Genomic DNA, 14601 nt, shown 5'->3' on the forward strand with positions numbered 1-14601 from the left:
CCATGCATCTCCTCCCGCGCGACCTTCATAGTCTCGACGACGCCGGCGCGGCGACGGACCTCGGCCAGACCCCGGCCGACATGGTGTTCCTGTCATTTTCGGACTCGGAACTGCGCCTGCTGTCGCGTCTGCATGCGCAAGACGCCGACAAGCTGCCGAGCCTGCGCTGCGCGCCGCTGGCGCAGCTCAAACATCCCTACTCCGTCGATCTCTATCTGGAGAGCGTGGCGCGCCACGCCAGACTCATCGTCGTGCGGCTGCTCGGCGGCAAGGACTACTGGGCCTATGGCGTCGAGCAGCTCGAGGCCCTCGCCCGTTCGCGCAACATCGCGCTCGCCATCGTGCCGGGCGATACGGTCGAGGACATGCGCCTCGCGCGCGCCTCGACGCTGGAGACGCAAGCGCTCAACCGCATCTGGCGCTTTTTTCAGGAGGGCGGGCCGGAGAATCTGCGGTCTTTCCTGCGATATGCGTCGACGCTCGCGGGGCGGCCGATGGACTGGCGCGAGAGCCTTCCCGTCGCAAGCGCCGGGCGTTTCCAAGCCGCCTGTCATGCAGCGCCGGACCCCGCGCCCCGCGCGACCGTCATCCTTTACCGCTCCCTCTATCTGGCCGATGACGTCGCGCCGATCCTGGCGCTCGCCGAGACGCTGCGCGCGCGGACGTTCGCGGTCGACGCTCTTTATGTCGCCAGCCTGAAGGACGCAGACAGCGAGGCGTTCGTCGCGCGCGCGCTGGATGACTTCGCGCCCGATGTCATTATCAACACCACAGCCTTTTCCGCGCGGCGGGAGACCGGCTCGGTGCTCGACCGCGCCGACGCGCCCGTGCTGCAAGTCGCGCTCGCCACCTGCACGCGCGAGGCGTGGGCGGCGTCCGCGCGCGGCGCCAATGGCGCCGATCTCGCCATGAATGTCGTGCTGCCGGAAGTCGACGGCCGCATCTTCACGCGCGCGATTTCCTTCAAGGAAGCGGCCCCGCGCGGCGCGGCCGAGCTCGACGAACCGCGCCATGCGCCGGACGCGTCGCGCATCGCTTTCGTCGCGGATCTCGCGGCGAACTGGGCGCGGCTGCGCCGCAAGCCGAACGCGGAGAAATCTCTCGCGCTGATCCTGTCCGACTATCCGGCGCGTCGCGGACGCGGCGGCTATGCGATCGGCCTCGACGCGGAAGCGAGCGCCGCCGAGATCGTCACAGCCCTGCGAGAGGCCGGCTATTGCGTTGGCGCAGGCGACGGGCCGCCTCTCATCCGCGCGCTCGAAGACCGCACGCATGAGGTTCGTTTTGCAATAGCAGATTACATGCGGAAGCTCGCAACGCTCCCCCGCGACTTCGTAGCGAGCGTCACCGAATGCTGGGGCGCGCCGCAGGACGATCCCGCCGTCGTCGGCGACGCCTTCAGCTTCTCCTGCGTGCTGCGAGGCAATCTCGTGATCGCCTTGCAGCCGGATCGCGGCGCGCGCGCCGAGCGTTACGAAACCTACCACGACATGCAGCGCCCGCCGCGCCACGCCTATGTCGCCTTTTATCTGTGGCTGCGCCACATCCGGGGGACCGACGCGCTCATTCATCTCGGCGCCCATGGCACGCTGGAATGGTTGCCCGGCAAATCCGTGATGCTGTCGGAGACCTGCGCGCCGGAGGCCGTGCTCGGGCCGACGCCGCTCGTCTATCCTTTCATCGTCAACGATCCCGGCGAAGCCGCGCAGGCGAAGCGGCGCGCCGGCGCCGTGATGATCGGCCATCTCACGCCGCCGCTCGTCGATGCTGAATTGTTCGACGCCGCGCAAAGCGTCGAGACGCTGCTCGATGAATATGCGACCGCCGCCGCGCTCGATCCGCGTCGCGCCCGCCTCATCGCCGGCGCGCTTCTGGACGAGGCCGAACGCAGCGGGCTTGCCGCCGAATGCGGCGTGACGCGCGAGACCGACATGGCCGAGACGCTCGCGCGCCTCGACGCCTGGATGTGCGATCTGAAGGAGATGCGCATCGGCGACGGACTCCATGTCTTCGGCCGCGCCGACGCCGATCCCGCGCGCGACGCCTGCGCCACGGCGGAGCGCCGCGCGCTGCTCGCGGCGCTGGAAGGCCGTTTCGTGGAGCCCGGACCGGGGGGCGCGCCATCGCGCGGCCGCGCCGATGTGACGCCGACGGGACGCAATCTCTACTGCGTCGATCCGCGCGGCGCGCCGACGCAGACCGCTTACGACATCGGCCGACGCGCGGCGCGGGAAATCATGACGCAGCATGCGCAGACGCATGGCGACTATCCGCGCCATGTCATGCTCGATCTCTGGGGCAGCGCGACCATCCGCACCGGCGGCGAGGATTTCGCCCAAGCGCTGGCGCTGATGGGCGTCGCGCCGCGCTGGGACGCCGCGAGCGCGCGCGTCATCGGCTTCGAGATTCTGCCGCAGGCGCGGCTCGACGTCCCGCGTGTCGACGTGACGCTGCATGTCTCGGGACTGTTTCGCGACATGTTCCCCGGCCTCATCGCGCTCTTCAACGACGTCGTATGCGCGGTGGCGGCGCTCGACGAAGACGCCGCTTTCAATCCGCTGAAACAGGCGCAGGACCTTCAGCGGGTGTTCGGCGCGGCGCAGGGAAGTTATGGTCTGGGCGTCAGCGACAAGGTGGCGCGTGGCGAATGGTCCTCGCGCGACGATCTCGCCCGCGCCTTTCTCGCAGCGGGCGGGCATGCGCTCGATCGCGCCGGAGAGAGCGCGCCCGCGCTCGACGCATTCAGCGCGCAGGTCGCGGGCGCCGACGCACATGTGCATGTGCAGGACATGGCGGAGGTCGACCTTCTCACCGGCCCGGCCTTCGCGGATTACGAGGGCGGATTCGCGGCCGCCAATCGCCTGCTCGGCGGCGACGCCGCTCTCCTGCATCTCGACGCCACGCGGCCCGAAAAGCCGCGCGCGCGGCCCTTGCAGGATGAAGTCGCGCGCGTGCTGCGCATGCGGCTCGCCAATCCCCGCTGGCTCGACGGCCAGATGCGCCATGGCCATCGCGGCGGCGCGGAAATCGCCGAGGCTGTCGACAATCTCTACGCCTTCGCCGCCACGAGCGGGCTGGTGAGCGACGCCCAGTTCGATCTGGCTTTCTCAGCGACGATCGGCGACGAGCGCGTGAGGGATTTTCTCGCGCGCGACAATCCGCGCGCGCTGGAAGCAGTCGCGCGCGTCTTCAACGATGCGCTGGCGCGCGACCTCTGGCATACGCGGCGCAACAGCGTGCGCGACGTGCTGGCGAATGTCGGGGGCGCGCATGAACGCGCCTGAGATCAAGGGCTGGTGCCCCGGCGCCTTCGCGCCGATGCGGAGCAATGATGGCCTGCTCATGCGCGCCAAGATCGTCGGGTCGCGCATCGCCGCCGCTCAGCTCGCCGCGCTCGCCGCCATTGCGGCCGAGTGCGGCAATGGGCTCGTCGATCTGTCGCAGCGGGCGCAACTGCAACTTCGCGGCGTCAGCGATGCGGCTGCTCCTGAAGCGCTGCGCCGTCTCGATGCGGTGGGGCTTCTCCCGCGCGACGCCGAGGCGGAGCGCGTCACCAACATCATTGTGACTCCCCTGGCCGGACTCGACGCAGCGGCCGCCTTCGACGCCAATGCGCTCGCGCGCCAACTGGCCGAGGCGCTCCAGGCGGATGAGGCCCTGCATGCGCTGCCGGCGAAATTTCTGTTCGCCATCGACGATGGCGGCGCCCTGCCGATTGACGATGTCGACGCGGATATTCGCATCGTGGCCGCTGGCGGCGACACGGAGGTTCATGTCACGGCCGCCGGCGTCGAGCCGGTTTGCGCGCGGCTGAGCGACGCCGTTCCGACCGCATTGAAACTCGCCCGCGCCTTCGTCGCGCTGCGCGACGGCGCATTCGAGCAGCGCCGCATGCGTCGGCTCGTGGCCGCCGTCGGCGCCGGGGCTGTTCTGCGACAGGCCGGCCTCGCCGCAGGAACCGCCGCGCCGCGCGCCGAAACGCGGGCGCGCGACTTTCTCGGGGCGCGGCAAGCGGGCGGGATCAGCTTCGCCGGCGTCGCCGCGCCGTCGGGACGCTGGCGCGCGGCCGAACTGGCGCATCTCGCCGCGCTGGCGGGGTCGGAAGGTCTGGGCGAATTCCGCCTCACGCCCTGGCGCGCCTTTCTCCTGCCTACGGCGACGCTTGAGGCGTCGGAAAACATCATTCGCGTCGCAGAAGCGCTGCGTCTCGTCGTCTCGCATGACGACGCGCGCCTTGCCGTTGTCGCCTGCCCCGGCGCGCCGGAATGTCCGCAGGCGCAGGGTGAGACGCGGCCGCATCTTGCGCGTCTCGCGCTGCTCGCGCAAAAGCTTGCTGGAGCGGATGGCGTGGGCCTGCATCTTTCCGGCTGCGCCAAAGGCTGCGCGCGGCCGAAAAGCTCGGCCGTGACTCTCGTCGCCAATGCTGGCCTCTTCGATCTCGTCGATCGCGGCCGCGCAAGCGACGCGCCGCAACTGAGGGGGTTGACGATCGACGCCGCCGTCAGCGCGCTGGCGACGCGCGCAAAGGAATATTCATGTCGGACGCCTTGAACTACATCCGCGATGGCGCGGCGATCTACGAGCGCTCCTTCGCGATCATTCGCGCGGAAGCCGATCTGGCGCGCTTTACGCCCGAAGAGGAAAAGGTCGCGGTGCGGATGATTCATGCCTGCGGCATGGTCGAGCTGGCGGACGACATCGCGTTCTCGCCGACCTTCGTGAGCGCCGCGAAAGCGGCCCTGCGCCGTGGCGCGCCGATCCTCTGCGACGCCAATATGGTCGCGCATGGCGTGACGCGCGCGCGCCTGCCGGCGCAAAACCCTGTCGTCTGCACGCTTGCGGAGCCCAATGTCGCGGCCCTCGCCGCCGAGCTTGGCAATACGCGCAGCGCCGCCGCCATGGAGCTGTGGCGCAATCGGCTCGACGGCGCCGTGGTGGCGATCGGCAATGCGCCAACCTCGCTGTTTCGTCTGCTGGAAATGCTCGACGAGGGCGCGGCGCGCCCGGCGGCGGTGATCGGAATGCCCGTGGGATTCGTCGGAGCCTCGGAATCGAAAGACGCGCTCGCGGCGGACGGCCGCGTGCCCTACGCCATTGTGCGCGGCCGCAAGGGCGGGAGCGCCATGGCCGCCGCCGCCGTCAACGCGCTGGCGAGCGATAAGGAATGAACGCCCTGCCCGACAACACGCAGGCGCGGGAGACGAGAGTCGGCGCGCTCATCGGCGTTGGGCTCGGCCCCGGCGACCCCGAGCTTGTGACGATCAAGGCCGCGCGCCTGATCGGCGAAGCGAAGGTGATCTCCTATTTCGCGAAGCGCGGCCGCGCGAGCCATGCTCGCGGCATTGCGGAACGCTACTTTCGGCAGGGCGTGGAAGAATTGCCGCTGCTCTATCCGGTGACGACGGAAATTCCCTTCGACGATCCGGCCTATATCGCCGCGCTCGCGGGGTTCTACGAGGAGAGCGCCGCGCGCATCGCCGCGCTGCTCCAGCAGGGGCGCGACGTGACGCTTCTGTGCGAAGGCGATCCGCTGCTGTACGGGTCCTTCATGCATATGTTCACGCGGCTCGATGGGCGCTTTCGGGTTGAAATCTGCGCGGGCGTCGCCGGCATGTCCGGATGTTTCGCGGCGGCCCGCCAGCCGATGACATGGGGCGACGACGTGCTCACGGTTCTGCCCGCGACGCTCGACGAAGACACGCTCGCGGAGCGGCTCGCGAGGACGGACGCGGCCGTCGTGATGAAGCTCGGCGGCAACTTTCCGAAATTGCGCCGCGCCATGACGCGCGCGGGCGTGGCGGAACGCGCCATTTACGTCGAGCGCGGCACCATGGCGGGCGAGAAGATCATGCCCTTCCGCGACAAGACGGACGACGCCGCGCCCTATTTTTCCATGGTGCTGGCGCCCGGACAGGGGCGGCGCCCGTGAGCGGAACTCTCTACATTGTCGGTCTCGGCCCGGCCGATGAACGCTGGCTGACGCTCGAAGCGCAGCAGGCGCTCGGCGAGGCGCAGGACATCATCGGCTACGAGCCCTATGTCGCGCGCGTGCCTTTGCGCGACGGGCAGACGCGGATCGCGAGCGACAATCGCGTCGAGATCGACCGCGCGCGCGACGCGCTCGAACGCGCACAGGCGGGACGCGTCGTGGCTGTCGTTTCGGGCGGCGATCCGGGCGTGTTCGCGATGGCGGCGGCTCTGTTCGAGGCGGTCGACGCCGGGCCGGCCGAATGGCGCGCGCTCGATATTCGGGTCGTTCCCGGCGTCTCCGCCATGCAGGCGGCCGCCGCGCGCCTCGGCGCGCCGCTCGGACATGATTTCTGCGCCATCTCGCTTTCCGACAATCTCAAGCCGTGGGACGTGATCGAGAAGCGGCTCGAACATGCGGCGCGCGGCGATTTCGTCATCGCGCTCTACAATCCTGCCTCGCGCGCGCGTCCGACGCGCATCGCCGACGCCTTCGCGCTGCTGCGGCGGTTTTTGCCCGGCGACACATTCGTCGGCCTTGCGAAGTCCGTCGGGCGTGAAAAGGAAGACCTCATCCTGACGCAGCTCGACAGCGTCGATCCGGCGCTCGTCGACATGTCGACTCTCGTCGTGATCGGCGCGAGCGGCACGCGGCGCATCGCGCGCGAAAACGCCCGCGACTGGGTCTATACCTCGCGAAAGGCCGGTTGAATGGAGAAATGGCTCTCCATCATCGGCATTGGCGAGGACGGCGCGGCGGGACTTTCGAGCGCCGCGCGCGCGCTCATCGCCGACGCAACGCTCATTGCCGGCGGCGCGCGTCATCTCGCGCTCGTCGGCGCGACGCGCGCCGAACGGCTGCAATGGCCCTCGCCGCTCACCGACGCGCTGCCGCGCCTTCTTGCGCAGCGCGGCAGGCCGACCGTGGTTCTGGCCTCCGGCGACCCGTTCTTCTATGGCGTGGGCGAGCTTCTCAGCCGTCATGTCGCGCCTGATGACATGATCGTGATTCCGGCGCCCTCGGCCTTCTCGCTGGCCGCCGCGCGCCTCGGCTGGAGCCAGCAGGATTGCGCCCTGCTCTCGCTCCATGGTCGCGCCTTCGAGCGCCTGACGCCGCATTTGCAGCCGCGCGCGCGAATCATCGCGCTGTCGTGGGACGAGACGACGCCCGCCCGCATCGCCGCGCATCTGACGGCGCGCGGCATGGGCGCATCGGCGCTCTTCGTGCTCGAACATCTCGACGGACCGAAGGAGCGCGTGCGGGAGGCGCGCGCGGACGCCTTTGCGTTGACGGACGTCGCCGCGCTCAACACCGTCGCGATGGAAATCGACGCCGCTCCGGGCGCGCGCGTCATCCCGCTGGCGCCGGGCCTTCCGGATGACTGGTTCGAGAACGACGGCCAGATCACCAAGCGCGACATCCGCGCCGTGACTCTCTCCGCGCTCGGGCCGCGCAAGGGCGAAACGCTCTGGGACATCGGCGCCGGATCGGGATCGGTGTCGATCGAATGGATGCTGACCCATTCCGCCAATCGCGCCGTCGCGATCGAACGCGACGAAGCGCGGGCGGCGCGGATCGGTCGGAACGCGCTGGCCCTTGGCGTTCCCGACCTCGACATTGTCATCGGCGCCGCGCCGCAGGCGCTCGACGCTCTCCCGCCGCCGGACGCGATCTTCATCGGCGGCGGCGCCAATGCGCCGACGCTCGACGCCGCCTGGCAGGCCCTGCCGACGGGCGGGCGCCTGGTCGTCAACGCCGTCACACTGGAAACGCAGACGCTGCTCTCGCAAGCCTTCGCGGACAAGGGCGGCGAACTGACGCATCTGCAAATCGCCCGCGCGCGGCCTGTCGGCCGCTTCCATGCGCTCGATCCCGGCATGGGCGTGCTGCAATGGCGCGTGGTGAAGCCATGACGCCACGCTACGCCGCAGGCATTGGCGCGCGCCGGGGAGTCGACGCCGCCGTCATCATCGAGCTTGTGAGGGGGGTGGCCGCAGCCCATGGCGCCCCGCTCTCTCAGGTCACGCTCTGCACGCTCGACAGCAAAGCGGATGAGCCGGGAATACACGAGGCCGCCGCGGCGCTCGGCGTCGATCTCGTCTTCCTGCCGCTGGAGGAGCTCAAGGCCCGGCGAGGAGCCGCGCCGACGCATTCCCCGCGCGTGCAGGCGATGTTCGGCGTCGGCAGCGTCGCGGAAGCGGCGGCGCTTGTCGGCGCGGGCCATGGCAGCCGCTTGCTGGCGCCGCGCGTCGCGACGCCTTACGCCGCCTGCGCGCTGGCGATCAGCGCGGCCGCCGAGGAGACAGAATGACCGTGCATTTCATCGGCGCCGGCCCCGGCGCCCCGGACCTTCTGACCCTGCGCGGGCGCGATCTCATCGCGGCCTGCCCTGTCTGTCTTTACGCCGGTTCGCTCGTCCCGGCGGGCGTTCTGGCGCATTGCCCGCCCGGCGCCCGCATCATCGACACGGCGCCGCTCTCCCTCGACGACATCGTCGCGGAAGTGAGGGCCGCGCATGAGGCGGGCCACGACGTGGCGCGGCTGCATTCCGGCGATCTCTCGATCTGGAGCGCTGTCGGCGAACAGACCCGGCGGCTGCGCGCGCTGGGTATTCCCTACACGATGACCCCCGGCGTCCCGGCCTTCGCCGCCGCGGCCGCCGCGCTCGGGCGCGAACTGACCCTGCCCGAGGTGGCGCAGTCTCTCGTGTTGACGCGCACCTCCGGCCGCGCCTCCGCCATGCCGGAGCGCGAGACGCTTTCGACCTTCGCGCAATCGGGCGCGACGCTGGCGATCCATCTCTCCATCCACGTGCTGTCCCGCGTGGTGGCGGAGCTGACGCCCTTCTACGGCCCGGAATGCCCGGTCGCGCTTGTCTACAGGGCGTCCTGGCCCGATGAGACGATCCTGCTCGGCGCCCTTGCCGACATCGAGACCCGCGCCGCCGAGGCGCCGATGGAGCGCACGGCGCTGATCCTCGTCGGCCCGTCTCTGGCGTCCGAGGATTTTCGCGAGAGCGCGCTTTACGACGCCGGATACGACCGGCGCTTCCGCCCTCGGGGCGGGTCATGACCGCGCCCGGCCTGCTGATCGGCGCCGCCCGGTCCGGGTCCGGCAAGACCACGCTGGCGCTCGGTCTGATGCGGGCTCTGGCGCGGCGCGGCCTGCGGGTGAGCGCGGTCAAATGCGGGCCGGATTACATCGACCCCGCCTTTCACGCCGCCGCCACGGGCCGCGACAGCCTCAATCTGGATTCCTGGGCGATGCCAGCCGGCATGATCGCCCAACTCGCGGGCCAGGCCGGCGAGGGGGCGGATCTGATCATCGCCGAGGGGGCGATGGGTCTTTTCGACGGCGCGCCGGGGGGAGCCGCCGGGATCGGCGCCAGCGCGGACATCGCCGCCCTGCTCGGCTGGCCGGTTCTGCTGGCGCATGACGTTTCCGGCCAGGCGCAGAGCGCGGCGGCCGTGATCCGGGGTCTGGCGACGCACGACCCCAGGCTGAGCGTCGCCGGCGTCGTCGCAAATCGCGTGGGCAGCGACCGGCACCGGCGGCTGGTCGCGGAGGGCGTCGCCGGATTGGGGCTCCCCCTGCTCGGCGCCCTGCCGCGCAACGACAGGCTGAAACTGCCCGAACGGCATCTCGGCCTCGTTCAGGCCGGCGAAACGGCGGAACTCGACGCGAGGCTCGACGCCCTCGCCGATTTCGTGGAAGCCCATGTGGACGTCGCCGCAGTCGCGCGCGCCGCCAAGGCCATCCGCCCCGAATTCGGGCCAGCCGCCGCTCTCCGACCCCCCGCGCAGCGCATCGCGGTCGCCCGCGACGACGCCTTTTCCTTTTTCTATCCGCACCTCGCGCGCGGCTGGCGCGCCGCCGGGGCCGAACTGGTTTTCTTCTCGCCGCTCGCCGACGAAGCGCCGCCCGAGGACTGCGACCTCTGCTGGCTGCCGGGCGGCTATCCGGAGCTGCACGCCGGCCGCCTCTCCCAGGCGCGGAACTTTCTCGACGGATTGAGGGAATTTGCGCGAACGCGCCCGGTCCATGGCGAATGCGGCGGCTACATGGTCCTCGGCCGCGTCCTCATCGACGCGGCGGGCGAGGGGCGGCACATGGCCGGCCTGCTGGACCTGGAGACCAGTTTCGCCAGCCGCAAGCTGCATCTAGGGTATCGGACCGCCCGCCTCGCTGCGGACCACTGCCTCGGCCACCGGGGAGACACCCTCAGGGGCCACGAATTCCATTACGCTACGATCATCCGGGAGGCTGGCGACCCCTTCGCCCTGGCGAGGGACGCCTACACCGAAGCCGAAGTTCCGGCCGGGCTTCGACAGGGCCACGTCTCCGGCTCTTTCTTCCACGTCATCGGGTAGCGGCGTCTCCCGGCTCAGGACAAAAAAAGGGGCCGCCGGAAGACCAGCGGCCCAAGTCAAGGGAGGAAACGCCCAAGGAGGGCTACGAAGCGAGACTAATCTCGCTGCGTCATTCTTTTGTAATGCTGCATCGCACAAGTGTCAAGGAATTTTCTGTTGCATTGCATCCAAGGCGCCTCCCCGCGGGTCGGAAGCCGTCCGGGGGACGTTCGGCCCGCCCTAATGGCCAGAGGCGCTGGCGCCGCCGGCGCCCTGCGATGAGGCGCCGCTGGAGGCCGGAGCGCCGCTCTGTGCGCCGCCGCCGGTCGTCGCGCCGCCGGTCGTCGACTTCGGGGGCGCGACGACATTGCCGGCGTTATCGCGACAGATGTTCATGCCACGACCGAGGTCGGTGCAATTGGCCGCGACGGCAGGGGTAGAAAGGGGTGCGATCGAGACAAAGGCAAGGGCGAGGATGAAGCGGGTCACGGGTCGATCCTTTTGGTGTTGGCGTGCGCGCGCGAAGCGCTTTCGGAACGATTAATGGTTCCACCAATCGACCCACTTGGGCTCGCTGGCCGTGTCGATCGATTTCAGATACGCGCTCATATTGTCCAGATCGGTCGAAGTGGGAATGCTCGCGGGGTTCGTGTTCTTCGTATAATTGATCATGCCGCCCGAGGTCTTGTCTCCCGAGATCGCCGTCGAAAGGTCATGGGCGTCCTTGCCGACGATGTTCGGCCCCATTCCGCCCTTTGCATTGCCGCCATGGCAGCCGTTGCAATTGAATTTCATCCAGGCGACGCGACCTTTGGTGATGTCCGCGGCCGAGGCCGGAGCAATGGCCCAAGCCAGAGTCAGTGCGACGAGAAAATTTCTGAAGCGCATAGTCCGGATCCTTCTCTCAATCAGCGCTTTGCATCGGTGGAAGCGGCAGCGGTCGCCTCTGCGGCCCGCTCGACCGCCGGCGTCGCCGTCAATGGCGTCCCGAACTCTTCCAGTATCTTTCGAATTTCAGGCGCATGGCGATCGAGCGCGTCCTGCAATCGATCACGCAGAGCCTCGTCGGACTTCCTGACCCCAACCGACATGGAGAAAACAAAAAGCTGATCGGGCGAACGCGGGTCGCTCAGGACCGGCGTCACTCTCAACTTGCCGTCATGCGCCTTGGCGAAAAATTCGGCGAACGGCCCCCAGACGAAGGCGATGTCGACATCGCCTTTGGCGACAGCGTCGATGATTGCGCCCTGCGGATTGCTCGTCTCGTCTTCCGCCCACATCGGAAAGGATGTGATGTGCTCGACAAACCCCCGACGCGCGAGGGCTATGGCCGGCGGCGTCGTGGCGCCCTCGTTTCCAACCAGTTGCAGTCCAATTCGCGCGTCCCTCAGCCAGGCGTCGTCGAAAGATGAAAACTGCTGCTGAGCGTTCGCCCGCGTCACAGCTACATAACTCGATGTGAAATAGGGGCGCGTCGTGGCGACCATGGAAAAATTCGAGGGGACGCTGATAATGGCGTCACAAAGGCCGTCCAGCAGCGTCCGACGCACGAAACCCTTGTGCTCGGCGAACCAGAAGGCGTCGAGGTCCGCATGCAGATCGGCCGCCAGCACTTCCGCGATCCTGTTCTCGAACCCTTCGCGGGCGCGATTGGAATAGGGAAGATTGGCTGGATCGGAACAGATTGTGAGTTTGGTTTTCTCCTTCGGCGCCTCGGCTTCGGCCGACGCAACTGTGGCAGAAAATAAGGCTGCTCCCAAAGCCAGCAGCCCGACAGACATTCCGGCTAACCGCGGCATCTCGCGCGTCCCCTCTTCAGACGTGATCTCGTCGATCCGCGCATGGACTCCATGCGCGGATGTCTCTGCCTCTGATCAGGGAAGCTTGAAGACATGGACCCAGCCGCCGGCGGGCGGCGCGGTCAGGCCGGCCGGAGTAGGCGCCGTGAACGTCCGCGAGTAGTTGTTCGCCGGGATCGCGGTCGCAACGCTGCTGCTGGTCGTGGCGCATTTGCCGCTTCCGGAGAACCCGCCGTTCAGATAGCCGAGTCCGGTTGTGATCGCGACACGCTGCTTGCCATCAGCCCCCGTGAATGTGATCGGAGCCGAGACGACGCCGCATTCGAGCTTCATGGAGAGCAGCACGGCGCCCGTCGAGGCGTCGACCGCCTTGAAATATTTATCGAGCGTGCCGTAAAACACGACGTCGCCCGCTGTCGCAAGCGCGCCGCCAAACACGGGCGTATTTTCCTTCAGAGCCCATTTCCGCTGTCCGGCGACAGGATCGAACGCGACAAACTCTCCCATGTTGTACTCGGGATTGCCTTTCGCATCGAGATGCAGACCAATGCCGATGTCGACGCCGACGAAAGGCGTGCCGGCGATGTAATTCACCTTCAGCGGCTCGTAGTTCATGCACATGTTGAACGCGCCGAAATAGAACAGGCTGGTTTTCGGCGACCAGGCCGAGCCCTCCCAGTCCTTCACGCCAAAGGCTGATGGGCAGATGTAATTCGTCACCTTGCCCTCGACCGTCAGCTTGCTCTTGTCCACGAGCGGATAGCCGGTCGTGAGGTCAATGCCTGTCGCCCAGTTCTGGAAGCCGAACTGATTGGCGCTGAGCAATTGCCCCTTCAAACGATTCAGAACATAGACGAAGCCGTTCTTGTTGAAGTGGACGATGACGGGCGTCGGCTGCGCATCGGACGGATTGAGCTTGAGATCGACGACAGTATCTTCGTTGACGGCGTCATAGTCCCAGTTGTCCCACGGCGTGAGCTGGTAAACCCACTTCGCGCTTCCGGTGTCGATATCTCTGGCGAAAATCGACGCGCCCCATTTGTTCTCGGCGGGCAGAAGCTTGGGCGGCGAGAAATCCCGCATGGTGGGATTGAAGGTGCCTGGCTGAGACGTGCCGTAGAACACCAGATTATTGGCCGGATCGGCGGTGATCCACGCCCATGTGGTGCCTCCGCCTTGCTGCCAGAGAGTTCCTGGCCAACTCTCGCTGCCGAGGTTCGTGCCCTGATCCTTCGCGTAATAGGGCTTGGTGTTGGAATCGATCAGGACGTCCGCGTCGGGGCCGGTCGCATAGGCGCGCCATTTCTTGACGCCCGTCGCAAGGTCCAGGGCGCGCACAGATCCGCGCACGCCCATTTCTGAACCGGAACTTCCGAAGATCACTGTGTTCTTCACGATGAGAACGGGCGTGTTCAAGGTCTCCCCGGTCCAGGGATCGGCGACCTTCGTGCGCCAGACCTGCGCGCCGGTCGAGGCGTTGACCGCAACGACATTGCCATCGAGCAAAGTGTAAACGATGAGCGGCGTGTTCACGCCCTTGATCACCGCCTCGCCATAAGCGGCGCCGCGGTTCACCACGTCGCAGCAGGTCAGGCCCGTCGCGAAACGACCGGGATTGGGGGAGAAGACCCACTTCTTCGTATTCGTCGCGAGATCGACCGCGATCAGCTGATTGGGAAAGGGCGTCACATAATACATGACACCATTGACGACGAGCGGGCTCCCCTGATGGCTGTTCTTGACGTAGGTCGGATAGGAAAACTCTTCGACCAGGCTTCCCACATTTGTCTTGTCGATCAGATCGAGGGTGCTGTACCGCGTGCCCTGCACGTCTCCGGCCGGAGTTCTCCATTCAACCGCCGCCGACGTCTGTGCGGCGCAGAATGTTGAAAAGGCGAGCGGCGCGGCCAAACTCATGACTGCCGCAGCGGCGAATCGAAAGCGCCCGAGAGACCGGCGCCTTGCTGTGCGGGTGCGTCCGTCCAGATCAACTGAAAAAACTGCGGTCACGGGTAAACCTCTTCTGCAGGACTGAATTCGCCGGGATCGATGAGTCATAGCGTCACAGAATGTCACGGGCACAGCATCTTAGCAATCTGAGACCGATCCCCTTCCAGTTGTTCGGACGCCGTCGCCAACATTCGTCGCGATCGTAGGGTCATCGCATTTCAAACTGGTTTCATGGAAGGGTCGCTCTCTACGCAAACGCGCCAAAACCCGCCTCTTCACGTCAAACGTGGCGGCGACAGCGGAGGAAGAGAGAGATGCAGAGAGCGGGACGAACGCAATGGCGTCCTTGGGCGTCCTTGCGGCGCTGCAAGACCGCGCGATCGTATGATTGGAAAAGAAAGTCCCTGGATGCGGGGGCAGGATTTGAACCTGCGACCTTCAGGTTATGAGCCTGACGAGCTACCGGGCTGCTCCACCCCGCGGCAGGGAGACGCTAAAAAGCGCCGCGATTTGGAGCGGCGCTTTTTTGGATTGG

The 14601-nt window shown here is 67.4% G+C and carries 13 protein-coding genes and 1 tRNA gene; 9 read left to right on the top strand and 5 right to left on the bottom strand.

Annotated features, from left to right (window positions below):
• Positions 1 to 2 precede the first annotated feature (2 nt).
• From cobN to ACR652_RS26685, 9 genes are read left to right on the top strand one after another with little or no spacing between them, the layout of a single operon-like run.
• Positions 3 to 3284, top strand: a complete 3282-nt coding sequence (gene cobN / locus ACR652_RS26645) for a cobaltochelatase subunit CobN (protein WP_434509503.1) — start codon at positions 3 to 5, stop codon at positions 3282 to 3284.
• The gene (gene cobG / locus ACR652_RS26650; protein WP_434509504.1) at positions 3271 to 4551 is read left to right on the top strand and encodes a precorrin-3B synthase; all 1281 of its coding nucleotides are present in this window, start codon (positions 3271 to 3273) and stop codon (positions 4549 to 4551) included. The genes cobN and cobG overlap by 14 nt, the downstream gene beginning before the upstream one ends.
• Positions 4536 to 5168 (top strand): precorrin-8X methylmutase, encoded by a 633-nt coding sequence (locus ACR652_RS26655; protein ID WP_434509505.1) that lies wholly within the window; start codon positions 4536 to 4538, stop codon positions 5166 to 5168. Before cobG ends, ACR652_RS26655 begins: the two co-directional genes overlap by 16 nt.
• Entirely contained in the window at positions 5165 to 5929 is a 765-nt protein-coding gene (locus ACR652_RS26660) for a precorrin-2 C(20)-methyltransferase (RefSeq protein ID WP_434509506.1), read from the top strand. Before ACR652_RS26655 ends, ACR652_RS26660 begins: the two co-directional genes overlap by 4 nt.
• A complete protein-coding gene (gene cobJ, locus ACR652_RS26665; RefSeq protein ID WP_434509507.1) occupies positions 5926 to 6678 on the top strand; it encodes a precorrin-3B C(17)-methyltransferase in 753 nt (250 codons plus the stop codon). Before ACR652_RS26660 ends, cobJ begins: the two co-directional genes overlap by 4 nt.
• Positions 6679 to 7881, top strand: coding sequence for a precorrin-6y C5,15-methyltransferase (decarboxylating) subunit CbiE (gene cbiE, locus ACR652_RS26670; RefSeq protein WP_434509508.1), 1203 nt, complete (start codon positions 6679 to 6681; stop codon positions 7879 to 7881).
• On the top strand, positions 7860 to 8279 hold the full coding sequence (locus ACR652_RS26675; RefSeq protein ID WP_434509509.1) for a cobalamin biosynthesis protein: 420 nt from the start codon (positions 7860 to 7862) through the stop codon (positions 8277 to 8279). The genes cbiE and ACR652_RS26675 overlap by 22 nt, the downstream gene beginning before the upstream one ends.
• Positions 8276 to 9040: a precorrin-4 C(11)-methyltransferase gene (gene cobM, locus ACR652_RS26680; RefSeq protein ID WP_434509510.1), complete on the top strand. Its 765-nt coding sequence runs from the start codon at positions 8276 to 8278 to the stop codon at positions 9038 to 9040. The genes ACR652_RS26675 and cobM overlap by 4 nt, the downstream gene beginning before the upstream one ends.
• Entirely contained in the window at positions 9037 to 10338 is a 1302-nt protein-coding gene (locus ACR652_RS26685; RefSeq protein WP_434509511.1) for a cobyrinate a,c-diamide synthase, read from the top strand. The genes cobM and ACR652_RS26685 overlap by 4 nt, the downstream gene beginning before the upstream one ends.
• A 219-nt stretch (positions 10339 to 10557) precedes the next feature.
• Here ACR652_RS26685 and ACR652_RS26690 read toward each other — a convergent pair whose 3' ends face one another.
• The 5 genes from ACR652_RS26690 to ACR652_RS26710 all read right to left on the bottom strand — a co-directional run bounded on the left by ACR652_RS26690 (position 10558) and on the right by ACR652_RS26710 (position 14548).
• Positions 10558 to 10806: a hypothetical protein gene (locus ACR652_RS26690; RefSeq protein WP_434509512.1), complete on the bottom strand. Its 249-nt coding sequence runs from the start codon at positions 10804 to 10806 to the stop codon at positions 10558 to 10560.
• 51 nt (positions 10807 to 10857) lie between these two features.
• Positions 10858 to 11205, bottom strand: a complete 348-nt coding sequence (locus tag ACR652_RS26695) for a c-type cytochrome (protein ID WP_434509513.1) — start codon at positions 11203 to 11205, stop codon at positions 10858 to 10860.
• A gap of 20 nt (positions 11206 to 11225) precedes the next feature.
• On the bottom strand, positions 11226 to 12116 hold the full coding sequence (locus tag ACR652_RS26700) for a quinoprotein dehydrogenase-associated putative ABC transporter substrate-binding protein (protein ID WP_434509514.1): 891 nt from the start codon (positions 12114 to 12116) through the stop codon (positions 11226 to 11228).
• 75 nt (positions 12117 to 12191) lie between these two features.
• Entirely contained in the window at positions 12192 to 14033 is a 1842-nt protein-coding gene (locus ACR652_RS26705; protein WP_434509515.1) for a PQQ-dependent dehydrogenase, methanol/ethanol family, read from the bottom strand.
• A gap of 438 nt (positions 14034 to 14471) precedes the next feature.
• Positions 14472 to 14548: transfer RNA gene (locus ACR652_RS26710), tRNA-Met, on the bottom strand.
• Positions 14549 to 14601 lie beyond the last annotated feature (53 nt).

This window comes from Methylocystis sp., assembly GCF_051061225.1.
In the GTDB taxonomy this organism is placed as follows: Bacteria; Pseudomonadota; Alphaproteobacteria; order Rhizobiales; family Beijerinckiaceae; genus Methylocystis.